The organism is Sulfuriferula plumbiphila (genome assembly GCF_009938015.1).
Classification (GTDB): domain Bacteria; phylum Pseudomonadota; class Gammaproteobacteria; order Burkholderiales; family Sulfuriferulaceae; genus Sulfuriferula; species Sulfuriferula plumbiphila.
On the sequence record NZ_AP021884.1, the window covers coordinates 1,190,507 to 1,216,014 of the forward strand.

Here is a 25,508-nt window from a genome sequence, read left to right on the forward strand (position 1 = left end):
CCAGGAGACCAGCATGGACCGCCTGATCTACACCGCCATGACCGGCGCGAAGCACATTCTGGAACAGCAGGCCACGACTGCGCACAATCTGGCCAATGCCACCACGACCGGTTTTCGTGCCCAACTGGATTCGTTCCGGGCGGTGCCGGTTATCAGCGATGGGTTGCCGACGCGTGCGTTTGTGGTGGACTCAACGGTGGGCAGCGATTTCACTCCCGGCGCAATCCAGCAAACCGGGCGCGATCTCGACGTGGCGGTGCAGGGCCAGGGCTGGATTGCCGTCGAGCCGGAAGGTGGCGCAGAAGCCTACACGCGCAACGGCAGCCTGAAGCTCAGCGAAAATGGCGTATTGCAGACACAGAACGGACTGAATGTGCTGGGAGAGGGCGGCCCCATCAGCATTCCGCCGGATGTGACGATCGCAATCGCCAAAGATGGCACCGTGTCGGCTATCCCGAAAACCGGCTCGCCTGCTGCGGTGAGCGTATTGGGGCGTATCAAGCTGGTCAATCCGCCGGAAGCCTCTCTGGTACGCGGCGATGACGGTTACTTCCGTACCCGGGACGGCAGCCCGGCCGCCGCGGATCCGAATGTGACCCTGGTGGCTGGTGCGCTGGAAGGCAGTAACGTCAGCGTGGTTGAGGCGATGGTCAACATGATCAGCCTGGGCCGCCAGTTTGAAATGCAGATGAAATTGTTGCAGAACGCCGAGAATAACGCCAATAAAGCGAGTCAGCTTCTCAGTTTGAGCTAGTGCTGCACGGCGCAGAATGGTAATTGGCTGCCGGTGGGCAGGGCTGGTTCCGGGCATCGGCGATAAACCTGACAACGGAGCACGGGGAAATGGGGTGCGCAGGGATGGGCGACTCGTCGCGCTGCCCGCAAAGCCAGGGAACTGGAAACTCCCTCGTCCGCCAGATGATCTGAGAAAGCCATTCAACACCATGATTTTAATATTTATTCCCCGTGCTCTCTGTGCCCTTCGTGGCTAACTGCTGTTTTGGATGAAATGTTTTTGGGAGAAAAAAATGATCCGTTCACTTTGGATAGCCAAGACCGGTCTGGATGCACAGCAGACACAAATGGATGTAATCGCCAACAACCTGGCCAACGTCAGTACCAGCGGCTTCAAGCGCTCGCGCGCGGTATTTGAAGACCTGCTCTACCAGACCATGCGTCAGCCCGGTGCGCAGTCGTCCCAGCAAACCCAGCTGCCATCCGGTTTGCAGCTTGGCACCGGCGTGCGCCCGGTCGCCACCGAACGCATCTTCACCCAGGGGAACCTGCAGCAGACCGGCAACGATAAGGATGTCGCGATCCAGGGTGCCGGGTTTTTCCAGGTGCTGCTGCCGGATGGCACGACGGCCTATACCCGCGACGGTTCATTCCAGAGTGACAACCAGGGGCAACTGGTGACTTCCAGCGGTTATGTCATACAGCCTGCCATCACCATCCCGGCCAATGCGCAGAGCATTACCATCGGCCGTGATGGCACGGTATCGGTGACCCAGGCCGGAAGCGTGGCACCGGTGCAGGTGGGCGCGCTGCAACTGGCCACGTTCATCAATCCGGCCGGACTGGAAGCCAAAGGCGAAAATCTTTATGTCGAAACCGCCGCCTCGGGCACAGCCAATACCAATACCCCGGGTAGCAACGGCGCTGGCCTGCTAAACCAGGGCTATGTGGAAACCTCGAACGTGAACGTGGCCGAGGAGCTGGTCAACATGATCCAGACCCAGCGTGCCTACGAGATTAACAGCAAGGCCATCACCACCTCTGACCAGATGTTGCAGAAACTGACCCAGCTTTGAGTGTTTCCTTCACCGGTTTGATTGGCGAATCTGAAAACAGTATCTGAACCACGGGGAACACGGGGTGCATGGAGAAAACCAGGAGTTTCGGAATTCGGGTCCTCTCACCCACTGGACGACATGGTGTGGCGACGCAATATATGCATATATGGATCCCCTATGTCCCCGTGGTTAAGTGCTTTTTAAAGATTCAATATTAACGGAGCAGAAATGAATAATCGTGCCGCTGCCGTGATGGTTTTCTCGATTTTGGAACTCGCCGGCTGCGCCGTGGTACCCGATACCATTGTGCGGCAGCCGACCAGCATCAAGCCACCGCAGGCCGCACCGGCTGCGCCAGCCAATGGCGGGATTTTTCAGGCAACGGCGTATCGCCCGTTGTTCGAAGACCGCCGTGCGCGCCTGGTGGGTGACGTGCTTACCATTGCCATCAACGAGAAAACCAATGCCGGCAAGCAGGCCGGGAGTTCCGGCAGCAAGACCGGCAGTGTGGCGGCCAGTATCCCGACCGTGCTGGGCCTGCCACTTAAAATGTTGCAGGGTACGTCGGTGTCGGCGCAATCCGCGAACAAATACGAGGATAAGGGCGCAGAAAATTCCAGCAATATTTTCACCGGCACGATCACGGTAACGGTTGCCGAGGTGCTCCCGAACGGCAATCTGGTGGTCAGCGGCGAAAAGCAGGTGGCGCTGGACAAAGGCGTCGAATACATCCGTTTTTCCGGCGTGGTGAACCCGGACACGATTGCCACGGGCAATGTGGTGTCTTCCACCCAGGTTGCCGACGCGCGGGTCGAATACCGTACCAACAGCCGCATTGATGCTGCGCAAGTGATGACCTTGATGACGCGGTTTTTCCTGAGCGTGCTGCCGCTATGAGGATCAGGAGTCTGGGCATGTCAAAATCGAGCAGGATTTTAGCGGTGCTGTTTGCGCTGCTGGGCATGCTGGTCTCTGGCGTGCCGCATGCCGAGCGCCTCAAGGATCTCGCCAGCATTCAGGGCGTCAGGCAGAACCAGCTGATCGGCTATGGTCTGGTGGTGGGCCTTGACGGCAGCGGCGACCAGACTACGCAAACCCCCTTTACCGTACAAAGCGTGGCCAGCATGCTGCAGCAAATGGGCGTGAACCTGCCGCCCGGAACCACGTTGCAGCTCAAGAATGTGGCGGCGGTGATGGTGACGGCATCGCTGCCGGCTTTCGCGCAGCCCGGGCAGACACTTGATGTCACGGTATCCTCGATGGGCAATGCCAAGAGCCTGCGCGGCGGAACCCTGCTGATGACGCCGCTGAAAGGGGCCGATAACCAGATCTACGCCATGGCCCAGGGCAACTTGCTGGTGGGCGGTGTGGGCGCTTCTGCCAGCGGCAGTAAGGTACAGGTCAATCATCTTAGTGTGGGTCTCATCTCAGCCGGTGCAACCGTTGAGCGGGCGGTACCCAGCTCGCTGAGCCAGGGTAATGTCGTTCGGCTGGAACTCAACGACACCGATTTTTCCACTGCCAGCCGCGTGGTAAATGCGGTCAACCAGCATTTCGGCAAGAATACTGCGGCAGCGCTTGATGGCCGTGTGATCCAGGTGCAGGCGCCGACCAGCAGCGATGAACGGGTTGCGTTCCTGGGTGCGCTGGAAAGCCTCAATGTGACGCCCGCGCAGACCGCCGCCAAAGTGATTCTCAACGCACGTACCGGGTCCGTGGTAATGAATCAGGCGGTCACGCTGGATAGCTGTGCGGTTTCCCACGGCAACCTCTCCGTGATGATCGACACTGAGCCTGTCATCAGTCAGCCTGCGCCGTTTTCCAAGGGCCAGACGGTGGTGACACAGCGTTCCCAGATCGAGATCAAGAAGGCGCCGGGCAAGGTATTGATGCTAAAAGGCGGCGCTTCATTGGCCGATGTGGTCAGGGCGCTCAACGCCATCGGTGCCACGCCTCAGGATTTGCTGGCCATTTTGCAGGCGATGAAGGCGGCAGGTTCGTTGCACGCCGAACTCGAAATTATTTGAGGATCGCCCACCATGATCAATCCGTCTGAGCTTTCCGCAAAACTTGCTCTCGACACCCAGAGTGTGGAGGCGTTACGCCAGTCGGCCAGGCAGAATTCGCCCGAGGGATTGAAGACCGTCGCCAGGCAGTTCGAAGCCTTGTTCATGAACATGATGCTCAAGAGCATGCGCGAGGCCAGCCCGCAGGACGGGGCGTTCGACAACGAACAAAGCCGGATGTACACCTCGATGCTGGATCAGCAGTTAAGCCAGAATCTCGCCGCGCGTGGGGTGGGGCTGGCAGACGTATTGATACGGCAGCTCTCCAGCAGCGTGACCGCTCCCGCGCCGGGAAAGCAGGCTGGACCGGCAATACCGGCGCTTATCCCTCCCGCCCCAGGCACCGGCGCCGGCAAGACCGATGCATTGCAACCGGCGCATGTGCAGGCGTTCCAGACACGTCTCGGGCCGCATGCAGAAGAAGCCAGCCGCACTACCGGCATTCCGGCCAAATTCATGCTCGGTCAGGCCGCACTGGAAAGCGGCTGGGGGCGGCGCGAGATTGTCGCGGCGGATGGCACGCCCAGCCACAACCTGTTCGGTATCAAGGCTGGCGGTGGCTGGGATGGCAAGGTGGTGGAGCACATCACCACCGAATACGTGCACGGTGTGGCGCAGAAAAAAGTGCAGAAATTCCGTGCCTATGACAACTACGCCGATGCCTTCCGCGATTACGCCCATCTGTTGCGCAGTAACCCGCGCTACCAACAGGTGCTGGCCAATGCGCAGGATGTAACGGGATTCGCCCAGGGGCTGCAGCGTGCCGGCTATGCAACTGACCCGCACTACGCGGACAAACTGACGCGCATCATCACGCAGTCGCTGTCTGCCTAAGCAGCTGCGCTGCGGGCTGTCGTTAAAGTTTTGCGGCAGCATGCCGAAAACCCACTCATACCAGTAGATCAAACACACCATGGCTTCCAATATCCTCAGTATCGGTCAAAGTGCACTCGCCGCAGCCCAGGCAGGGATCAGCACAACCGGAAATAACATCGCGAACGCGGCAACGCCGGGCTATAGCCGCCAGGTGGTCGTGCAGAGTGCCGCCCTCCCGCAAAATTTCGGCTATGGTTTTCTCGGTCAGGGCACTCAAATTGACACGGTCAAACGCATCTACAGCGATTTTCAGGCCACCCAGATACGCGCCACGCAGTCGGCAAAAAGCGGCCTGAACAGCTACTATGCGCAAATTCAGCAAGTCGACAACATGCTGGCCGACCCGTCCGCCGGGCTGTCGCCGGCGTTACAGGATTTTTTCAAGGGAGTGCAGGACCTGGCCGCAAATCCTGCTTCCGTGCCCTCGCGCCAGGCCGCGCTGTCTTCAGGCCAGTCGCTTGCCACACGCTTTCAGGGTCTGAACGACCAGCTCAATGAGATGAACCAGGGCGTGAACAGCCAGATCGCATCGAGCGTCGACGTCATCAATACCTATGCGCAGAAAATCGCGCAGCTGAATGATTCGATCACCCAGGCGCAAGGTGCCGCCAACGGCCAGCCACCGAACGATTTGCTCGACCAGCGCGACCAGCTGATGATGGATTTGAGCAAGGAAATCAAAACCACGGTGGTCAAGCAGGACGATGGCAAATATAACGTCTTTATCGGCAGCGGCCAGCCGCTGGTAATCGGCAATCAGACATTCGCGCTCAAGACGGCGCTTTCGCCGACCGATCCAGGCCGTACCGAGGTGGCTTATGCGACTAACGGCAATACCATCATCATGGGTGAAAGCAGTCTGACCGGCGGCAAGCTGGGTGGACTTGTCGATTTTCGCAGCCAGTCTCTTGATCCCGCGCAGAATGCGCTGGGACGGGTTGCGATCGGCCTGGCCAGCACTTTCAACGCACAGCACCAACTGGGGCAGGACCTCAACGGCAAGCTGGGTGGAAATTTCTTTACCGTGGCGACCCCGCGGGTGAGTGCCAGCAGCGCCAATACCGGAACCGGAACGCTCACTGCCAGTATCAGTAATGCGAGTGCGTTGACTGCCAGCGATTATCGGCTGAATTTCGATGGTACCAGTTACAAGCTCACGCGCGCTACGGATGGTGCTGTCACCACGTTTAGCACCTTGCCGCAAACTATCGATGGCGTGAACCTGAATCTTGCCGGCACACCGGCGGCGGGAGACAGTTTTCTGATCCGTCCCACGGTGGATGGTGCCAAGGCGTTCAGCGTGGCCATTAGCGACACGTCCCTGATTGCTGCTGCGGCACCGATTCGTTCTGCGGCCGCCTCGACTAATACGGGTGGGGGGAATATCAGCGCCGGCAGCGTGAACGCTCCGCCGCCCCCTAATGCCAATTTACAACAGCCTGTCACGATTACCTTTACGTCCGCGACGACATTCGATGTGAGCGGAACGGGAACGGGAAACCCGACGGGCGTTACCTATACGCCTGGTGCAAACATTACTTATAACGGCTGGAGTGTCCAAATCACCGGCGCGCCTGCCAGCGGTGATAAATTTACCATCAGCTCTAACACCGGCGGCGTAGGCGACAACCGCAATGCGCTCCTGCTGGGCGCATTGCAAACCAGCAATACCATGGCTGGCGGTACCACGACCTACCAGGGCGCCTATTCGCAACTGGTCAGCAGCGTGGGCAACAAAACCAACGAACTCAATGTATCGAGTACCGCAACGGGTAATTTATTGACGGGCCTGGTACAGGTTCAGCAGTCAGAATCCGGGGTCAATCTCGACGAAGAGGCGACCAACCTGCTGCGTTACCAGCAGGCCTACCAGGCCGCCGGTAAAGTCATGCAGATAGCCAGCCAACTGTTCAATACCCTGCTCACATTGGGTAATTAAGAGGTCCACCAATCATGCGTATCAGCACCAGCACCATTTATCAACAAGGCGCGGCCAGAATCAGCGACCTGCAATCCAGCCTGGTGAAGACGCAACAACAGCTGTCCACCGGGCGCCGCATATTGACGCCTGCGGATGATCCGGTCGCCGCGGCACGCGCGCTTGATGTCACCCAGTCGCAGTCGGTCAATGCCCAGTACGCCACCAACCGTCAGACTGCGGTAAGTTCGCTCACTGCGGTTGAGGGCAGTTTAACCAGTGTCACTTCACTGCTGCAGGATGTGAGAACGCTGGTTATCAGTGCCGGAAATGGCGCCTTGTCCGATGCTGACCGGGGCTATATTGCTGCTAGCATTCGTGGCCGTTTCGATGACCTGCTGGCACTTGCCAATGCCAGCGATGGCGCTGGCAATTATTTGTTTTCGGGCTATCAGACGGCAGCACCGCCTTTTAATAAAACTTCAGTCACGACTGGTGGGGTCACAGTGACGGGCGCCCAATATGTGGGGGACCAGGGGCAGCGCATGTTGCAGGTTGATAGCTCGCGCCAGCTCGCGATCAGTGCCTCCGGGCAGGCGATTTTTCAGCCTGCCGGCAAGGACATTTTCAAAACGCTGAATGATCTGGCCACGTTATTGGAAACCCCGGGCACGACCAATTTGGCCAGCGGTTTGTCTACGGCGAATGGCGATATTACCCAGGCATTGGACAATGTGCTGAAAGTGCGCGCTTCCGTCGGCTCGCGCCTCAAAGAGCTGGACTCCCTGGACAGTGCCGGCTCAAGCCGGGACATACAGTATAGCCAGACACTGTCTTGGCTTCAGGACGTCGATTATGCCAAGGCCATCAGCCAGCTTTCGCAGCAGCAAACCACGCTGCAGGCGGCGCAGCAGTCCTTTGTGAAAATCGCAGGTTTGTCGCTGTTCAATTATCTTTGAGTTCGGCCATGGATCCCACTGAAATGATGGGCTCACAGGTCAAGTGCCTGCTATCCGGTGTGTCGGATCACGGGGATCGGCATTTGGCGGAAGTCGAAACGGATCTGGTGCAGATGAATATTCTGCTTGGCGAAGCAATTAAAAAGCTGGGTGCGAGTTTCATGGCGATTCATGGCGCGCTCTGTATCCAGCAGGAGACGGTGAACCTGCTGCTGTCCGGCAGAACCCCTGCGGCTGAATGTGCCACCAGGCTGGAGGCCATTCATGGCGAGATAGGCCAGCACGTGAATGCTGCCGTTACCGGCCTGCAGTTCCAGGATATGACCAGCCAGTTGATTGGCAGGATGGTGACGCATCTGGCAGGGCTGCGCGATGTGTTCGGCGCGCTCGACACAGGAAGCTCAAACGTGTTGCCGGAAAGCGGTCACGAAGACATCGTCACCTTGTTGAACAGCATCAACCAGATGCTCGCGGAGCGAAGCGTTGCGCTCGAAGGCGCTGTGCGCAAGGCGGTTAGCCAGAGGCACATGGAAAGCGGAGACATCGAGCTGTTTTAACCAACAGCAGGAAACAATACGAGCGGGCATCCAGCCCGGAAACGAGAACAGCAGGAGCAAAGATGGCCAAGACGATACTTGCAGTAGATGACTCCGGTTCACTGCGCCAGATGGTGGCGTTCAGCCTGAAGGCGGCTGGCTACGAGGTGATTGAGGCGGTGGATGGACAGGATGGCCTGGACAAGGCGAAGAAACAGACCGTTGATCTGGTGCTGACGGATCAGAACATGCCGCGCATGGACGGCCTGAGCCTGATCAAGGCGCTGCGTGGAATGACGAGTTACCAGCGCGTGCCGATTCTGATGTTGACCACTGAATCCGGCGACGATATGAAAGCACAGGGCAAAGCTGCGGGCGCCAATGGATGGCTGGTCAAGCCATTCGATCCGCAGCGCCTGACCGAGGTTGTGAAAAAAGTAATCGGCTGATGGAACCACAAGAAATCATGCAGTACGTAAATGACGGAGTCCGGCAATGACCATTGATATGAGTCAGTTCTACCAGGTGTTCTTTGACGAGGCAGAGGAGCTGCTTGCCGAAAAGGAGAAACTGCTGCTGGCTGTCGATGTATCTGCACCGGATACGGAAGACCTCAACGCGATCTTCCGTACAGCACACTCGATCAAGGGTGGAGCAGCCACCTTCGGTTTCACTGACATCACCGAAGTGACGCACATGCTGGAGTCCTTGCTGGACAGAATTCGCAAAGGCGAGATGGCACTGACGGCGGAGCATGTAGACGCATTCCTTGCCGCCAAGGACATTCTGAAAATGCAAATGGATGGTCACCGTCATGGTGCGAGCGTCGATCAGGATGCGGTTAACAGTGTATGCCAGCGGTTACACGCACTGTCACAGGACTCCGCCCCACATGCAGGCGTTGCGGCGTCGCCTGTCTCCCAGCCGGAAAAGCGTGAACCCGAAGCCGAATCCACACAAATTCAAGCCGCGGCGACTACCCGCCGCTTCCGCATCGAACTGCCAGAGGTGCCCCAGCGGGACGTAGACGCGCTGGCTGCAGAACTGGGCTTGCTGGGCGCAATCAGCCAGACAGCACTTGACGACAAGCGTTTCGTTTTCACGCTGGCCACCAGCGAGAAGCGGGACGATATCATCGCCATCTGCTCATTCGTGCTGGATCCGGACGATCTCAGAATCACCGAGGAAGCTGCCCCGCCAGCAGCGCAGCCAGAGGTTGAAACCGCAGCAGCGTTGGCAGTGCGGGGGACAGAGTCAGGCTACGGGTTCTTCGAACCGATGAAGTCGGAAATCGCGAAAAAGGATATTTCCGCAACCGGGCAGGCCGCAACTGCAGCCGCGCTTCACACAGACCATCCGGCAGAAGCCGAAACCACGGTATCCGCCGAAGGCAAGCCATTTGGCAGGCGTGCCACAGATAAACTACCCGCAACCCAGGAATCGTCATCGATCCGCGTCGGCATTGAAAAGGTGGACCAGCTTATCAACCTGGTCGGCGAGCTGGTCATTACCCAGGCCATGATCGAGCAGCGCACCGGATCGCTCGATCCCATCATCCATGAGCGCCTGTTGAACAGTGTCGGTCAGCTGACCCGGAATACGCGTGACTTGCAGGAAGCGGTGATGTCCATCCGCATGATGCCGATGGATTATGTGTTCTCGCGCTTTCCGCGCATGGTGCGCGATCTGGCTGCCAAGCTCGGCAAAAAAGTTGAATTCATCACGCGCGGCGCTGCTACAGAACTCGACAAGGGTCTGATCGAGCGCATCGTTGATCCGCTCACGCACCTGGTGCGCAATAGCATTGATCACGGTATCGAAATGCCCGACGTGCGCCGGGCCACAGGCAAAGACGAAGCCGGCAAACTCACCCTTTCCGCGGCGCATCAGGGCGGCAACATCGTGATCGAGGTGAGTGACGATGGCGCTGGCCTGAATCGCGAAAGAATTCTTGCCAAGGCAGAACAGCAGGGTTTGCCGGTTTCAGACGGGATGCCGGACGCAGAAGTCTGGCAGCTTATCTTCGCGCCGGGCTTCTCCACCGCTGAAACGGTGACAGACGTTTCCGGTCGCGGTGTCGGCATGGATGTGGTCAAGCGCAATATCATGGCAATGGGGGGCACCGTGGAAATCCGCTCCGCCAAAGGCTTCGGCACCACCATGGCGATCTCCCTGCCACTGACGCTGGCGATTCTGGACGGCATGTCGGTCAAGGTCGGCGAGGAGGTGTACATCCTGCCGCTGGGTTACGTCATCGAATCACTGCAGCCCGCACCCGCAGACGTCAAGGAAATTGCCGGTCAGGGGCGGGTGGTCAAAGTCCGCGAAGAATATTTGCCGCTGATCCCGCTGCATCAGATTTTCGCGATCGAACCGCGTTTCACCGAGCCGTCGCTGGGTATTGTCGTGATCCTCGAATCCGATGGCAAAAAGGCGGCGCTGCTGGTCGATGCGCTGGTTGGCCAGCAGCAGGTGGTGGTGAAAAACCTCGAGTCGAATTTCCGCAAAGTGGCAGGCATTTCCGGCGCCACCATTCTGGGTGACGGCGGCGTTTCCCTGATTCTCGACGTCTCTGCGCTATTGCGCTCAAGTCGCCAGCTTAACGCTGCTCCCATTTTCTCCTGATAAGGACCAAGATCATGTCGCAAACCGCACACACGCAAACCAACACTGCTGTAAACAAGGCGCAATCCGCCGTGGAAGTATCCGGAAACGAATTTCTTGCCTTCACATTGGGCAAGGAAGAATACGGCATCGACATTCTCAAGGTGCAGGAGATTCGCGGTTACGAGCCGGTTACCCGGATCGCCAACGCCCCCGATTTCATCAAGGGGGTGGTGAACCTGCGCGGCATCATCGTGCCTATCGTCGACATGCGCATCAAGTTCAACCTGGGGGAGCCGACCTACGACCAGTTTACAGTGGTGATCATCCTCAACATCGCCGGCCGTGTAATGGGTATGGTGGTGGACAGCGTCTCTGACGTAACAACGCTCTCCGCGGGGCAGATAAAAGCGGCACCCGAGATGGGGACGACTTTTGACACCGATTATCTGATCGGCCTCGGTACCCTCGAGGAGCGCATGCTGATCCTGGTGGATATCGACAAGCTCATGTCCAGCGCCGAGATGGGGCTGATTGAGAAGGCTGCGGCATAACGCAGGAAATCTGACCAGGGACGTCAAGCGCTTTCCGGCAAATTTTCGACCCCGGCATAAGAATGTGGAGGATGGGACAATGTTAAGGAATCTGAGCATCAAATCGCGGCTGGTCTTTGTGATCGGCTTTCTTTCCCTGCTGCTGACGGGGATCGGCATCATGGGCCTGATCAGCCTGAATTCCGCCAACAATTCATTGAAGACCGTATATGAGAATCGGCTGGTCACCATGGGGCGTCTGGATGAACTGGTCAGGCTGATCAACAAAAACCAGTTGGCCGTTGCCGAATCCATCGTCGGTCAGTTATCTGCTTTCTCTGACGGGCCTGCGGTCATCGGAAAACAGATGGATAACGCGGAAAAAACCATCAAGGATATTGACCGGCTCTGGAACGCCTACATGGCGACCAGCCTGACTCCGGAAGAGAAAAAGCTCGCGGACAACTTTGTCGCCAGCCGCAAGAAATACGGCGGCGAAGGCATGCGCCCGGCGATGGCAGCGTTGCGTGCCGCAGATTTCCAGCAGGCCGGGGAAATTGTTCAGGGCCCGATGAAAGATGGTTATATGCAGGTGCGCAAGAATATTGATGCGCTCATCCAGTACCAGATGGATCAGGCCAAAAGCGAGTTTGAAAAAACCCAGGGCATGTATGCCACGGTGCGCAATATTTCGATCGTCGCTATTCTGGCCGGTGTGCTGCTGGCCGCCTTTATCGGTGTCTGGCTTATCCGCGCCATTTCCGGGCCATTGAATGAGGCGGTACGGATTGCGAGAAGCGTTGCGGCGGGAGATTTAACCGAGACAATCGAAGTCCACTCCAAAGACGAAACCGGCCAGCTGATGCAGGCCATGAAAGACATGAACGACAGTCTGGCGCATATTGTCGGCCAGGTGCGCACCGGCACCGAAACCATTGCCGTGGCCTCGCACCAGATTGCCTCGGGCAACGCCGATCTGTCAGGCCGTACCGAATCGCAGGCGAGCTCGCTGGAAGAGACCGCCAGCTCCATGGAAGAACTCACCAGCACGGTGAAGCAGAATGCCGAACACGCGCGTCATGCCAACCAGCTGGTTGTGTCGACAGCCGAATTTGCAGTAAAGGGCGGCCAGGTTGTGGGTCAAGTGGTCGACACCATGGCTTCCATCAAGGCCAGCTCACGCAAGATATCCGACATCATCGGCGTGATCGATGGCATTGCCTTCCAGACCAACATCCTGGCCTTGAACGCGGCGGTGGAAGCGGCGCGCGCCGGCGAACAGGGACGCGGCTTTGCCGTGGTGGCGGCGGAAGTGCGCAACCTGGCGCAACGTTCGGCGGGTGCCGCCAAGGAAATCAAGACCCTGATTGGCGACTCGGTGGAAAAGGTCGACGTGGGTAGCAAGCTGGTGGATGAAGCCGGCCAGACCATGGATGACATTGTCACCTCGGTGGAACTGGTGACTGAAATCATGAGCGGAATCGCTACTGCGAGCCAGGAACAGAGCGCCGGCATTGAGCAGATCAACCAGGCAGTGGGTCAGATGGACGAAGCCACGCAGCAGAACGCCGCGCTGGTGGAACAGGCCGCGGCGGCGGCGGAGAGCCTGCAGGAACAGGCCGGCAAACTGGCGCAGGCAGTGAGTATATTCAAGCTGGGTGAGGGAAGCCCATCCCATAGCCTGCAGATGGACATCCCGGTACTGCACGACCAGGTGAAACCCAAGGCAGCATCCGCCAGAATGGCTGCCAAGCCGAAAAAACTGGCTGCCGGGGGCGGCGAGGATTGGGAAGAATTCTGAGCGCCTGCCGCCGGCCAGCGTCGTACCTAAGACGTTCCCCGGAAAGAGCGCGATTTCAATTGGCGTTGAGATTTTCCATCCTGCTATATTCCGTGGCCAAACCTAACCTGGATGGTTCATAAATTCGCGTGATGTCACGCGAATTTATGAACCATACGGACCAGCCCGAATCCATGCTGCCAGCCTGAATACGGCGACATAATATTCTCGCCCTGCACTCAAGTTCCGACTCTGCTGTGTCGATAAAAAAGCAAGCCCCACTGGGCAAGCGGGACGATTTCGGAGAAAGTGTCAGGCAATATGCGCCGACCGTAAATCCCGGTAACAGTAGATTAAATTTGGATGAAAAGGGATTTGCAAACATGAATATGAAGTTAAAAACAAAGATCATTTTGAGCATGGGGCTGGTGTTCCTGCTTTTCAGCGTTGCGATCGGCGTGGCGCTGACGGGAATGCAGAGCACCAAGAACCGGTTCGAGGGCTTCCTGGAACACGATCTCGCGCTCTCGCAGGCTGCAACCAACCTGTATGCCCAAGGGCTGCAAATCGGGCAGGCGGTGCGCAACATTGTCATAGATCCGGCCAACAAGATGGCCTACCAGAATCTGGACATGGCGGGCAAAGAGTTCAAGGAAACCAATCAAAAGGCCCTGTCCATCGATAAACTGGATCCACCCGACCAGAAAGTCCTGGAAGACGTGGCGGCACTGCGCGAGCAGCAAATTCCGATTCAGGCCAAAATCCTTTCCCTCGCAGGTGTGAACCAGGCTGCGGCCATTGAGGCAGTCAGCAAGGAAGAAACCCCGGTGTGGCGCAATATCCGGATACGTTTACGGGATTACATCAAGGCCAAGAACGCTGCTGTAGAAAACACCAAGGCGCAGATGGCCGCATTTAGCCAGCGCATGCTGGTCATCGCGCTGGTGCTGATGCTGGCAGCGGTGATCGTGGGCGCGGGGATCGTGTTCTGGCTGATCCGTCACATCATGAAGCAGCTGGGCGGTGAACCCGTATATGCAGTCGAAGTTGCACGCGCGATATCTGCCGGAGACTTTTCCCGGGAAATTGCCGTTGCGAGAGGTGACAATAGCAGCCTGCTGTTTGCCATGAATGCGATGCGTGAGAACCTGACCGCGACGATCGGCGGCATCAGGCAGTCAACCGAGACCATCGCGGTGGCTTCGCGCCAGATTGCCTCGGGCAACGCCGATCTGTCAGGCCGTACCGAATCGCAGGCGAGCTCGCTGGAAGAGACCGCCAGCTCGATGGAAGAACTCACCAGCACGGTGAAGCAGAACGCCGAGAACGCGCGTCAGGCCAATCAGCTCGTGGTCTCTGCCGCCGATGTAGCGGTCAAGGGCGGCCAGGTTGTGGACAAAGTGGTCGACACCATGGCTTCCATCAAAGACAGCTCACGCAAGATATCCGACATCATCGGCGTGATCGACGGCATTGCCTTCCAGACCAACATCCTGGCCTTGAACGCGGCGGTGGAAGCGGCGCGCGCCGGCGAACAGGGACGCGGCTTTGCCGTGGTGGCGGCGGAAGTGCGCAACCTGGCGCAACGTTCGGCGGGTGCCGCCAAGGAAATCAAATCCCTGATCGAAGACTCCGTCGACAAAGTCGACATTGGCGGCAAACTGGTGGACGAAGCCGGCAAGACCATGGAAGAGATCGTCAACTCAGTGAAGCGGGTCACCGACATCATGGGCGAGATTGCCGCAGCGAGCCAGGAACAGAGCGCCGGCATCGAGCAGGTCAACCAGGCAGTGGGTCAGATGGACGAAGCCACGCAGCAGAACGCCGCGCTGGTGGAGCAGGCCGCGGCGGCGGCGGAGAGCCTGCAGGAACAGGCCGGCAAGCTGGCGCAGGCAGTGAGCGTGTTTAATCTGGGAGGAGGAAGCCAGCCGGCCCGTAGCGCCCAGATGGACATCCCGGTCCTGCACAGCCAAATGCGGCCAAAGCCCAAGGCAGCGCCAGCCCGAATGGCCGTCAAGCCTAAAAAACTGGCTGTCGGCGGGAGCAGCAGCGAGGAGTGGGAAGAGTTTTAACCGGAACACGATGTCTGGACCATGGTTGGCGGTTCTCATGCATAAGTTGATATCAGACCCGCGTTCGCGCTCGGTCGGATTCCCTGATAAATGATCGTTCGGTGCAACCGGGCGTTAAGGAAAATCTCAGCATGAAGGCTGCGCAGAATAAATCGGATCCCGACAAGGTATTCGAATTCACGCCTCGCGATTTTGCCAGAGTGCGTGCCATGATTTACCGGCAAGCCGGGATTTCGCTTGGCGAAAGCAAGCAGGAAATGGTCTACAGCCGTCTGGCGCGACGCCTGCGGGCAAAGGGAATGACCTCTTTCACGGAATATCTCGATGCGCTGGAAAGCGGGCGCGGCGGCGACGAATGGGAGGCATTCACCAATGCCTTGACCACCAATCTGACATCATTCTTTCGCGAGGCACACCATTTCCCGATTCTGGCGGAGCACATGCGCAAGATGAAAGAGCCGCTGGCGGTCTGGTGTTCGGCCAGCTCGACCGGGGAAGAGCCCTACTCGATCGCCATGACGCTATGCGAAGCGTTTGATACACTCACCCCCCCCGTGACCATCGTGGCAACGGATATCGATACAAACGTGCTCGAGACCGCGGCCAATGGCGTTTATGCAATCGACAGGCTGGACAAGATGCCGAAGGATCGCGCCAAGCGCTTTTTCCTGAAAGGCAAGGGCGAGCGGGCAGGCCTGGTGCGGGTACGCCCTGAACTTCGCCAGCTGGTATCATTCAAACAGCTTAACCTGTTGGGAAACGACTGGCCGATTGCGGGCCCATTCGATGCCATATTCTGCCGCAACGTAATGATCTATTTCGATAAGCCTACCCAGGGTAAAATTCTGTCCCGGTTTGCACCTCTGATGAAGCCGCAGGGCTTGTTGTTTGCCGGGCACTCCGAAAATTTCCTGTACGCATCCGATGCGTTCAGGCTGCGCGGCAAGACAGTGTACGAGCTGGACCAGCGTCGCAGCGCAGCTGGCATGAGAAGCGACACATGAACCCTGCAATCGAAGAGCATTTTGCGACCAATATTTACTATGACCGGACGTTCGCTTGTGATGCGGCGAAGATACTGCCAGGTGAATACTACTTTACCGGCAAGGAGATGCTCATTGTCACCGTGCTGGGATCCTGTGTGGCGGCGTGCATTCGTGATCGTGTCTCGGGTGTGGGTGGCATGAACCACTTCATGCTGCCGGACAGCGGGAATGACGCCGACAGTCCGTTGTCCGCATCGATGCGTTATGGCGCCTATGCCATGGAGGTGTTGATCAACGAGCTGCTCAAGGCGGGTGCGCGACGTGAAAACCTGGAGGCGAAGGTGTTTGGCGGCGGCAATGTGCTGCGCGGTTTTACCACCATCAACGTGGGTGAACGCAATGCCCTGTTCGTGCGCGACTACCTGCGCGCCGAGAATGTGCGCATCACGGCCGAGGATCTGAACGATATCCATCCGCGCAAAGTGTATTTCTTTCCGCGCACCGGCAAGGTACTGGTCAAGAAACTCAAGCAACTCAACAACTACACGCTGGTGAAGCGGGAGCAGGACTACGCAATCCGGTTAAGAACCAGCCAGGTGAGCGGCGATATCGATCTTTTTTGATCGCCAGGCCTCAACGTACGAGGGCGATGCCCGGAAAGCAGGCTGCATGAAAATAAAAGTTCTGATTGTGGATGATTCGGCGCTGATCCGCGGCGTGATGAGCGAGATCATCAATAGCCAGTGGGACATGGAAGTGGTGGGCGTGGCGCCTGACCCCATTGTTGCGCGCGAACTGATAAAACAGACCAATCCTGATGTGCTCACGCTTGACGTGGAAATGCCGAAAATGGACGGCCTGGATTTCCTCGAGAAACTCATGCGGCTGCGGCCGATGCCAGTGGTCATGGTGTCGTCGCTGACCGAGAACGGGTCGGAAATCACCCTGCGCGCGCTGGAACTGGGCGCCGTGGATTTCGTGACCAAACCGAAGCTATCCATCCAGAGCGGTATGCGCGAGTATACGAACTTGATTGCAGAGAAAATCCGCATCGCATCGAGGGCAAACATCAAACCACGCATGCTTGTTGCGGGAGCACATGGCACTCATGGCGAGGCGCTGGCTCCAATCCGCAATCCGCTCACCAGCAGTGAAAAACTGATCATCATCGGCGCCTCCACCGGCGGCACCGAGGCCATCAAGGAATTCCTCATGCAGATGCCCTCGGACTGTCCCGGCATCCTGGTCACCCAGCATATGCCGGAGGGATTCACCCGGTCATTTGCAAACCGGCTCGACAAACTGTGCAAAATATCCGTCAAAGAAGCCGAAGAGGGCGAACGGGTGCTGCCGGGTCATGCCTACATCGCACCGGGGCATTCCCATTTACTGCTTGTGCGCAGCGGCGCAAACTACATGACCAAACTCGATCAGGGACCGCCGGTGAACCGTCATCGCCCCTCGGTGGATGTGCTGTTCAGTTCCGCAGCAGTCAGCGCCGGCAAGAACGCGGTTGGGGTCATCCTCACCGGCATGGGCAAGGATGGCGCAGCAGGGATGCTGGAAATGAAAAATGCCGGCGCGTATAACTTTGCCCAGGATGAGTCCACATGTGTCGTATTTGGCATGCCACGGGAAGCAATTGCTGTTGGCGCCACGCATGAGGTTGGACCGCTGAATGAGTTGCCAGGCAGAATGCTGGCTTATTTTGCAGCGCATTCCAGCCGCGCATTGCGGGTCTGATCCACCCCAACACCGGGGTTTTCCGTTCGGTTTTTCGCTTAAGTTCGGTGCGCAGCTGCCGATAACCGATTAACCAAGTTAATAGAATCAATGGAGCAATTCATGGCTGATCCGAATACCAAATTCCTGGTTGTTGACGATTTTTCAACCATGCGCCGCATCGTGCGCAACCTGCTCAAAGAGCTTGGCTATTCCAACGTCGAAGAGGCGGAAGACGGGGTCGATGGGCTGGCCAAACTGAGGGCAGGCAATTTTGATTTCGTCGTGTCCGACTGGAACATGCCCAACATGGATGGACTCACCATGCTGAAGGAAATCCGCGCAGATGCGGCGCTGGCAAAGCTCCCGGTGCTGATGGTCACCGCAGAAGCAAAAAAGGAAAACATTATCGCAGCGGCGCAGGCCGGTGCCAGTGGCTACGTGGTCAAACCATTCACAGCCGTTACACTCGACGAGAAACTCGCCAAGATTTTCGAGAAACTTGAAAAAGTGGGAGCCTGATGTGAATACACTACTCCCGCATGTGACGCTGGATGCTGTCGCTTACCAAGCCAAGGGTTCCGAGCCCGGCCAGCATGACGAGGTCATGGCGCGCATTGGCCAGATGACGCGGAGCCTGCACGAGAGCCTGCGTGAACTGGGTTTCGACAAGGTTCTGGAAAAGGCGACGCATGACATTCCCGATGTCAGGGAACGTCTGAACTATGTCGCACGCATGACCGAACAGGCTGCTCAGCGGGTGCTGAACGCCACCGATACCGCAATACCCTTGCAGGAGAGGATAGATGCGGGTGCCGGCGAAGTTCTGAATGGCTGGCACACGGTTCTGAAAGCACCCTTTTCGGAGGCGGATTACCGCGACATGGCCACGCTTACCATGCAGTGCCTGGCTGACATGCGCCACGACACCAGCGCAACCAAGCAGCAGCTTCTGGATATCATGATGGCGCAGGATTTCCAGGACCTTACCGGTCAGGTTATCCGCAGAGTGACTGAACTTGCGCACCACCTGGAGCAGCAACTCGTGCAGCTGCTCATTGACTATGCGCCTGCCTCTGCGGAGGTGCGACGGGATGCTGGCAACGGACTGCTCAATGGCCCGCAGATTAATCCTGCTGGCAATAGCGATGTGGTTGCTGACCAGGGGCAGGTGGACGACCTGCTGGACAGTCTCGGTTTTTGAATAAACTCAAAAATCCCATTTGGCCACGGCGGTCACGGCGAGCACGGGGGAAACAATGAAGGCGAAAGGCAAAAATGGAAAGGTGGCAATCACGCCCCGGGAGGTATCTTGGATTTTGCCTTTTGCTTTTTTGTTTCCCCATGGTTAAATTGTCGTTTTTAGCAAAGGTCGGAACGGGGTTGCGCCGCGCCGGAGTCATTCCCCTACCCAATACAATGTTGACTAGCCCATGCCTGAAATGAATGTCGTCGTGCGCGAGCCGCTGCTGGATGCGCAGCAGCGCATTATCGGATACGCGCTTGCCTGGCAACAGGCCGAGATTGATGCTTGCAGGTCAGCTGCAATGAACCCCACAACGCTGGCTGGCCTGGTTGCCGCCGCAATCAATAATGAGCAGGCTGGCTGGCGCCTCGGTGATCATGTCTTGTTCCTGGAAGCCGCGCCAGCACTTCTTTTGGCCGATGTGCTCACAGCCCTGCCGGCCAACAACATTGTGCTTGTGATAAACGCGAGCGATTGTGCGGATGTCGGCACCGTAGCCGCGCTGCGGGCACTGCGTAAGCGGGGTTTTGGTATCTCACTGCGCTGGACGGGGTTGGCAGAACCGGACAAGGCGCTCTTTTCTCTGGTTACCCATATCGAGATATCTGTCAGCAAGACCGATTTCGCCGTGCAAGCCAAGCAATATGCCTTGATCAAACACCTGCCAGTGCACAAGGTGGCGCGGCACATCGCTGGCTGGCATGACTACGACGCCTGCGTATCGCTTGGCTTTGATTTGCTGGCTGGCCCTTTCCATCTGATGCCCCGGCCAGATAGCGCGTCCAAAGGCTTGAACACCTCACAAGTGTTGATTGTGGAGCTGCTGGAGATGGTCAGAAAGAACGCGGACGTGCGCCAGATCGAGCTTGTGCTGAAACGCGACCCCGTCGTTTCCTACAAATTATTGCGCTTTATCAACTCGGCGGGATTCGGTCTTGGTTGTGAGATAGAGTCACTGCGTCACGCAGTTCAGGTACTTGGCTACACCCCGCTTTATCGCTGGCTATCATTGTTGCTGGCGACCGCCGGCACCAGCAAGACTGCTCAGCTGCTGATGCAGACAGCAATTATCCGTGGTCGGCTGGCTGAGCTGCTTGGCGATACTTTTCTGCCCAAGGCCGAGACGGATAATCTCTTTGTCGCAGGTTTGTTTTCCCTGCTGGACCGGCTGCTAGGCATGTCGATGGGAGAGGTGCTGGACAAGATTCAGCTGCCCGAAGCGATGTCGCAGGCTTTACTGACCCGTGAAGGGATATATGGCGACTTTCTGGCCCTTGCCGAAGCCTGTGAACGGGGTACCGGTTGTGCAGGAAGGCTGGCTGCCTCTCTACAGATTGATGCCGCCCAGGTCAGCCAGAAACATCTGTCGGCACTCGCGTGGGCGCAAAATATGGACGTGTAATCAGGGCCAGCTCCACCACCAGTGGTCACGCTTGATGAATTTGTCATGCAATCCAGCGAGTGCAGGCTTGCTGGTTGGATAGCCAAACAATGGATTAATTGCCCAAAAAGTTACCAATATAAGGAATAATCAGGGAAAATTTTGGACGATTTCCAGTAATTCCAGGTGGCTCATGGAGTGCGGCGCATGACAAAATATAATACTTCGCATCTACTTGAATCCGTAGTCAGGTTGACTTCACTGCGCGACCAGCATTCGCTGGAAATATGCCTGATCAAGACCTTGCAAGGGCTTATTCCAGCAAGTCAGATCATGTTGTTTGAAATATCCGGGGAATCCGGCAAGCAAATGCTCAGGCTGCTTGTTGATGCTGACTCCGCTCATCGAGGCCGTGTGCCGGAAGCAGAAAAGCACATCATTCCGCGTTGTGTCGAGGACGACCCCGACTTGATGCAATGCTTCACCACGGGACAACAACTTGTATCCACTGAGGATGATGGGAGCGGCGTGAGAGTGATCCATCCGATAGCCGGCGTGAACGGCATCGCCGGGTTTTTGACCGTCAGGAGTGGCGCTTTTGTGGAAAAAGACCAGGAAGTGGCGGCCAGCTTCTTGCATATTTATCAAAATTATCTGCAGCTGATCAATGATAGCGAGCACGATACCCTGACCGGCCTGTTGAACCGGAAAACCTTTGACGAGCGCATCATGGCGATCATGGCAGCGCACCGTGCCGGCCAGCGTCGCGCGGCGGATAATAAAGCAATGCAATGTTGTCTGGCCATCCTGGATATCGATCACTTCAAGAAAGTAAATGACCAGTTCGGCCATCTATACGGCGATGAAGTGTTGCTGCTGTTTGCGCAAATCATGAGCCGCACCTTTCGCGATGACGATCAGCTTTTCCGCTACGGTGGGGAGGAGTTTGTGGTTGTCCTCAAAGAAGTCGATTTGACCACGGGGCTGGCCGTCCTGGAACGCTTCAGAAAGGCGGTAGAGGCCTATCATTTTCCCCAGGTAGGCAATATCACGGCCAGTGTCGGCGCGGTAACCATAAGTGAACAGGACTTGCCGACCACCATTATCGGGCAGGCGGACCAGGCGCTGTACTATGCAAAGGAAAACGGACGCAACCAGGTATGCGCCTATGAAAGGCTGCTGCAGGAAGGCAAGCTGACCGGCATGGTGCCTTCCCAGGGCGACATCGAATTGTTTTAATCCGGACGGGGGCCGGTCAGCGCGTCCCGGATGCAACTGCCACCATCTGCCCGGCCATCTCGATGCCTTGCTGAAACAGGCGCTCCAGCGGGGTGGCCAGATAGGGCAGGGTGAGACCGATGACGACAAAGCCGACAGTCAGCGTGACCGGGAATCCGATACCGAACAGATTGAGCTGGGGTGCAGCGCGCGACAGTATGCCCAGCGCGATATTGGTGATGAGCAAAGCCGCTACCATGGGCAGTGATAGCTGGATACCTGCGCTGAAGATTATTCCTCCCCAGTCCGCAATCTGTCTGAACATCTGACCCCCCAGGGGTGAAGCAGAAATGGGCAGGGTGGAGAAGCTGTGTGCCAGCGCTGCCAGCAGCAGCAGGTGACCGTTAACAGCCAGAAAAGCCAGTGTTGCCAATAGCACCAGGAATTGGCTGATGGAGTTTGATTGCCCCTGCGATTGCGGGTCGAAAAAGCTTGCAAAGCTCAGACCCATGGTCATGCCGGTGATTGTCCCGGCCATTTCCACCGCGGCAAAGATGATGCGCATCGCGAAACCCATGCCGAGACCGATAATGAGCTGCTGCACCAGAATCAGCAGGCCCGGGAGGGACATCGGATCAGTGGCGGGCAACGCCGGGAGGGTCGGTGCCACGATCAGCGCGAGCATGACGCCGAGACCGATTTTGATCTGCACCGGCACACTGGTATTGCCAAACACAGGGGCCACGGCAATCAGCCCGAGAATTCGGGTAAGCGGCCACAGCAGTGCGGCAATCCAGGTATTCAGCTCGGCGCTGGTAAGGGTAATCATTGGAGCAAGAATCAGCCTGGAAAAAAGCCTTTAACAACGAATATCTAGCCCGCCAGGGCTGGTATGCTGGTGAATATTTCGCGCATGTAATCGAGCATGACGGACAGCATCCACGGCCCCGCCACCACCAGGGCCACGAAAATGCCCACCAGTTTGGGAATGAACGACAGGGTCATTTCGTTGATCTGCGTCGCTGCCTGGAAAATGCTCACGATCAGACCGATGATCAGTGCCACCAGCAGCATGGGGGCGGCTACCATCAGGGTGACTTCCACGGCGCGGTGGCCAAGGGTCATGACGCTTTCCGGGGTCATAATACTTTCCTCAGTAAAAACTTTGGGCGAGTGAGCCGAGCAGCAGCTGCCAGCCATCCACCAGGACGAACAGCATCAGCTTGAACGGGAGTGCGACAATCGCGGGCGACACCATCATCATGCCCATGGACATGAGCACGCTGGCCACCACCATGTCGATGATCAGGAACGGGATGAAGATGGCGAAGCCAATCTGGAAAGCGGTTTTCAATTCGCTGGTGATGAAAGCGGGGATGAGCACGCGCAGCGGCACGTCTTCCGGCCCCTGCAAAGCCGGGCCATTGGAAAGTTTCACGAACAATGCCAGATCAGCCTGACGGGTCTGCTTCAGCATGAAAGTTTTCAGAGGTGCAACGCCTTTGTCCAGCGCCTGGGTCATGGAGATTTTGTTCTCCGACAATGGCTGGTAAGCATCCACGTAAATCTTGTCAAAAACCGGGCTCATCACGAACAGGGTGAGAAACAGCGCCAGGCCGATCATCACCTGGTTGGGTGGCGCCGACTGTGTGCCCAGTGCCTGGCGCAGCAAAGACAGTACAATGATGATGCGCGTGAAGCTGGTCATCATCAGCAGGGCGGCCGGCAGGAAAGAAAGCGCTGTCAGCAGCAGCAGGGTTTGCAGGCTCAGCGTGTAGGCCTGTCCGCCCCCGGGGGTGGGGGTGCTGGTGAATGCCTGCAGGCCAGCCGGCTCTGCTGCGGCCAGCATGGGTACGCCCAGCAAGGCCAGTGGCAGCAGGAATCTCAGCACCCGCAAGGCTGTTCTGGCCAGATGTTGCAAAGCATTGTTGCGGGCACCCGGGCAGTTAATGGGCATTGCGTTTTTCCACAGTCTGTTTGAGCCAGGTGGAAAAGTTTTTCGCGACAGGTGCCGCCATGGGTGCGGCATGCTCCTGGCGTGGCATGGTTGCGAGTGCATTGACGCGTCCGGGAGCCACGCCAACGACGATCCACTGATCCGCCGCCTCGATGATGAGCACCCGCTCGCGCCCGCCCACGCTGACGCCGCCAACGATCCTGATGGCAGCATCGCCAGCCGCCCGCGTTGCGCCGAAGCGCTTGAGCGTCCAGGCCAGGGCGGCCATCAATCCGAGTACCAGAATCAGTCCCAGCAATACCTGGAACAGACCGCCAGTCGAGGCCGCATCGGGTTGCACGGCGGCGCTGGCGGTGGAGGAGAACCACAGCCATGCGGCCGGAATGACGGCGATGTGTTTCATTTGTTGAGTTTGCGAATGCGCTCAGCCGGCGTGATGATGTCGGTCAGGCGGATGCCGAATTTGTCGTTCACCACCACCACTTCACCCTGTGCGATCAGGCAGCCGTTGACGAGCACGTCCATCGGTTCTCCGGCGAGACCGTCAAGCTCGACCACTGAACCTTGCGCCAGTTGCAGCAGGTTTTTAATTGCAATCTTGGTGCGTCCCAGCTCTACTGTGAGCTGCACTGGAATATCGAGAATGAAGTCGATGTCGTTGTGGGTTTCGCCCTTGGTGCCTTTGCTGGCAAATTCCTTAAAAATGGTCGGACTCGCAGCCTGAGGCTGCAATGTGGCTGCTTCTGTTTCGGCCACGGCCTGTTCGGCCATGGCGGCACCCCAATCGTCTTCGGCAATTGTCTGGGTATCTGCATTTTGCGAGTTGGGCGGCACGCCGCCCATCCCTGCTTGCTCCATTTCAGCCATGTTGTTCTCCTTGAATGGATTCATTGGGGCTCTGGGTCAGAAGCTTCTCGACACGTAACGCATACTGGCCATTGAGTATGCCGTAACTGCAATCCATCACCGGAACGCCGTCGACTTTCGCGGTTACGGTTTCCGGGATGGCGAAAGGAATCACGTCGCCCACCTGCATGTTCAGAATGTCGCCCAGCGTCACCCTCGAGGTGCCCAGGTCAGTGACGATCTCGACTTCCGCGCTTTGAATCTGTTGCGTCATCAGGCGCGTCCAGCGTTTGTCTACCTCCATCGTCTCGCCCTGCAAGCTGCTGGTGAGGATGTCGCGGATGGGCTCGATCATCGAGTAGGGTGTGCAAAAATGCATCTCGCCGCTGGCAGAACCAAGCTCTACCGTGAAGGTGGTTGCCACCACCACTTCGTTGGGGGTGGCGATATTGGCAAACTGGGTATTCATTTCCGAGCGGATGAATTCGAATTCAACCGGATACACAAACTCCCAGGATTTCGCATAAGTTTCAAAAACGATATCCAGGATGCGCTGGATGATGCGCTGCTCTGTCTGGGTAAAATCCCGGCCCTCGACACGCGTGTGAAAACGTCCATCACCGCCAAAAAGATTGTCTACCAGCAGAAACACCAGGCCCGGATCAAACACCATCAAGGCAGTACCGCGCAATGGTTTCATCTGCACCAGATTAAGGTTGGTGGGCACCATCAGGTTGCGGATGAATTCGCTGTACTTGGAAACGCGTACCGGACCCACCGACACTTCGGCGCTGCGCCGCAGGAAGCCGAACAGGCCGATCCGGAACAGCCGGGCAAAGCGCTCGTTGATGATTTCGAGCGTCGGCATCCTGCCGCGCACGATACGTTCCTGGGTGGCCAGGTTGTAGGGACGCACTGCCGAAGTGTCTACCGGTACCTGGACCTCATCCGGCTCGCCGGTGACGCCCTTGAGCAGGGCATCCACCTCTTCCTGGGAAAGAAAGCTGTCCGACAT

At 57.6% G+C, this 25,508-nt stretch carries 26 protein-coding genes; 20 read left to right on the top strand and 6 right to left on the bottom strand.

All coding sequences use genetic code 11. The annotated features are described in order from the left end of the window. Positions 1–13: 13 nt before the first annotated feature. The 20 genes from flgF (at position 14) to GZH91_RS06440 (ending at position 21,711) form a co-directional block, all read left to right on the top strand. Positions 14–754 carry a flagellar basal-body rod protein FlgF gene (gene flgF, locus GZH91_RS06345; RefSeq protein WP_147070401.1) on the top strand — a complete coding sequence of 247 codons (741 nt, stop codon included), beginning with the start codon at positions 14–16 and terminating at the stop codon, positions 752–754. A 274-nt stretch (positions 755–1,028) separates the two neighbouring features. Continuing rightward, positions 1,029–1,811, top strand: a complete 783-nt coding sequence (gene flgG / locus GZH91_RS06350; protein ID WP_147070400.1) for a flagellar basal-body rod protein FlgG — start codon at positions 1,029–1,031, stop codon at positions 1,809–1,811. 210 nt (positions 1,812–2,021) lie between these two features. Continuing rightward, positions 2,022–2,690 (top strand): flagellar basal body L-ring protein FlgH, encoded by a 669-nt coding sequence (locus GZH91_RS06355; protein ID WP_147070398.1) that lies wholly within the window; start codon positions 2,022–2,024, stop codon positions 2,688–2,690. 65 nt (positions 2,691–2,755) lie between these two features. Then, positions 2,756–3,820 (top strand): flagellar basal body P-ring protein FlgI, encoded by a 1,065-nt coding sequence (locus GZH91_RS06360; RefSeq protein ID WP_269778481.1) that lies wholly within the window; start codon positions 2,756–2,758, stop codon positions 3,818–3,820. A gap of 12 nt (positions 3,821–3,832) precedes the next feature. Next, positions 3,833–4,693: a flagellar assembly peptidoglycan hydrolase FlgJ gene (flgJ, locus tag GZH91_RS06365; protein ID WP_147070394.1), complete on the top strand. Its 861-nt coding sequence runs from the start codon at positions 3,833–3,835 to the stop codon at positions 4,691–4,693. A 79-nt stretch (positions 4,694–4,772) separates the two neighbouring features. After that, positions 4,773–6,674, top strand: coding sequence for a flagellar hook-associated protein FlgK (gene flgK, locus GZH91_RS06370; protein ID WP_147070392.1), 1,902 nt, complete (start codon positions 4,773–4,775; stop codon positions 6,672–6,674). A 14-nt stretch (positions 6,675–6,688) separates the two neighbouring features. Further along, entirely contained in the window at positions 6,689–7,612 is a 924-nt protein-coding gene (gene flgL, locus GZH91_RS06375) for a flagellar hook-associated protein FlgL (protein ID WP_147070390.1), read from the top strand. 8 nt (positions 7,613–7,620) lie between these two features. Further along, complete coding sequence (locus GZH91_RS06380) at positions 7,621–8,169, top strand: chemotaxis protein (RefSeq protein WP_170227426.1); 549 nt, start codon at positions 7,621–7,623, stop codon at positions 8,167–8,169. A gap of 62 nt (positions 8,170–8,231) precedes the next feature. Next, on the top strand, positions 8,232–8,597 hold the full coding sequence (locus GZH91_RS06385) for a response regulator (protein WP_147070388.1): 366 nt from the start codon (positions 8,232–8,234) through the stop codon (positions 8,595–8,597). A 46-nt stretch (positions 8,598–8,643) separates the two neighbouring features. Next, complete coding sequence (gene cheA, locus GZH91_RS06390) at positions 8,644–10,773, top strand: chemotaxis protein CheA (protein ID WP_147070386.1); 2,130 nt, start codon at positions 8,644–8,646, stop codon at positions 10,771–10,773. A gap of 14 nt (positions 10,774–10,787) precedes the next feature. Beyond that, positions 10,788–11,306: a chemotaxis protein CheW gene (locus GZH91_RS06395; protein WP_198415420.1), complete on the top strand. Its 519-nt coding sequence runs from the start codon at positions 10,788–10,790 to the stop codon at positions 11,304–11,306. A gap of 79 nt (positions 11,307–11,385) precedes the next feature. Continuing rightward, positions 11,386–13,086: a methyl-accepting chemotaxis protein gene (locus GZH91_RS06400; RefSeq protein ID WP_147070384.1), complete on the top strand. Its 1,701-nt coding sequence runs from the start codon at positions 11,386–11,388 to the stop codon at positions 13,084–13,086. Between the two features lie 368 nt (positions 13,087–13,454). Next, complete coding sequence (locus GZH91_RS18245; protein WP_147070382.1) at positions 13,455–15,137, top strand: methyl-accepting chemotaxis protein; 1,683 nt, start codon at positions 13,455–13,457, stop codon at positions 15,135–15,137. Between the two features lie 131 nt (positions 15,138–15,268). Beyond that, positions 15,269–16,141 carry a CheR family methyltransferase gene (locus tag GZH91_RS06410; RefSeq protein WP_147070381.1) on the top strand — a complete coding sequence of 291 codons (873 nt, stop codon included), beginning with the start codon at positions 15,269–15,271 and terminating at the stop codon, positions 16,139–16,141. Continuing rightward, positions 16,138–16,746 carry a chemoreceptor glutamine deamidase CheD gene (gene cheD, locus GZH91_RS06415; RefSeq protein WP_147070379.1) on the top strand — a complete coding sequence of 203 codons (609 nt, stop codon included), beginning with the start codon at positions 16,138–16,140 and terminating at the stop codon, positions 16,744–16,746. The genes GZH91_RS06410 and cheD overlap by 4 nt, the downstream gene beginning before the upstream one ends. Before the next feature lie 46 nt (positions 16,747–16,792). Continuing rightward, entirely contained in the window at positions 16,793–17,866 is a 1,074-nt protein-coding gene (locus GZH91_RS06420; protein ID WP_147070377.1) for a protein-glutamate methylesterase/protein-glutamine glutaminase, read from the top strand. 102 nt (positions 17,867–17,968) lie between these two features. Next, positions 17,969–18,367, top strand: a complete 399-nt coding sequence (gene cheY, locus GZH91_RS06425; RefSeq protein ID WP_147070375.1) for a chemotaxis response regulator CheY — start codon at positions 17,969–17,971, stop codon at positions 18,365–18,367. A 28-nt stretch (positions 18,368–18,395) separates the two neighbouring features. Further along, a complete protein-coding gene (cheZ, locus tag GZH91_RS06430) occupies positions 18,396–19,049 on the top strand; it encodes a protein phosphatase CheZ (RefSeq protein ID WP_371860353.1) in 654 nt (217 codons plus the stop codon). Positions 19,050–19,299: 250 nt separating this feature from the next. Further along, positions 19,300–20,493 (top strand): EAL and HDOD domain-containing protein, encoded by a 1,194-nt coding sequence (locus GZH91_RS06435; RefSeq protein ID WP_198415421.1) that lies wholly within the window; start codon positions 19,300–19,302, stop codon positions 20,491–20,493. A 186-nt stretch (positions 20,494–20,679) separates the two neighbouring features. After that, a complete protein-coding gene (locus tag GZH91_RS06440) occupies positions 20,680–21,711 on the top strand; it encodes a GGDEF domain-containing protein (protein ID WP_147070368.1) in 1,032 nt (343 codons plus the stop codon). A 16-nt stretch (positions 21,712–21,727) separates the two neighbouring features. On the opposite strand, the gene fliR is transcribed toward GZH91_RS06440, so the two are convergent. The 6 genes from fliR to fliM all read right to left on the bottom strand — a co-directional run bounded on the left by fliR (position 21,728) and on the right by fliM (position 25,508). Beyond that, positions 21,728–22,519 (bottom strand): flagellar biosynthetic protein FliR, encoded by a 792-nt coding sequence (fliR, locus tag GZH91_RS06445; protein ID WP_147070366.1) that lies wholly within the window; start codon positions 22,517–22,519, stop codon positions 21,728–21,730. Between the two features lie 44 nt (positions 22,520–22,563). After that, positions 22,564–22,833 carry a flagellar biosynthesis protein FliQ gene (gene fliQ, locus GZH91_RS06450; protein WP_147070364.1) on the bottom strand — a complete coding sequence of 90 codons (270 nt, stop codon included), beginning with the start codon at positions 22,831–22,833 and terminating at the stop codon, positions 22,564–22,566. A gap of 10 nt (positions 22,834–22,843) precedes the next feature. Beyond that, positions 22,844–23,539, bottom strand: a complete 696-nt coding sequence (gene fliP, locus GZH91_RS06455; protein WP_371860352.1) for a flagellar type III secretion system pore protein FliP — start codon at positions 23,537–23,539, stop codon at positions 22,844–22,846. Positions 23,540–23,636: 97 nt separating this feature from the next. After that, entirely contained in the window at positions 23,637–24,050 is a 414-nt protein-coding gene (gene fliO, locus GZH91_RS06460) for a flagellar biosynthetic protein FliO (RefSeq protein WP_147070360.1), read from the bottom strand. Continuing rightward, on the bottom strand, positions 24,047–24,505 hold the full coding sequence (gene fliN, locus GZH91_RS06465) for a flagellar motor switch protein FliN (RefSeq protein ID WP_371860351.1): 459 nt from the start codon (positions 24,503–24,505) through the stop codon (positions 24,047–24,049). Before fliN ends, fliO begins: the two co-directional genes overlap by 4 nt. Before the next feature lies 1 nt (position 24,506). Beyond that, positions 24,507–25,508, bottom strand: coding sequence for a flagellar motor switch protein FliM (fliM, locus tag GZH91_RS06470; RefSeq protein ID WP_147070358.1), 1,002 nt, complete (start codon positions 25,506–25,508; stop codon positions 24,507–24,509).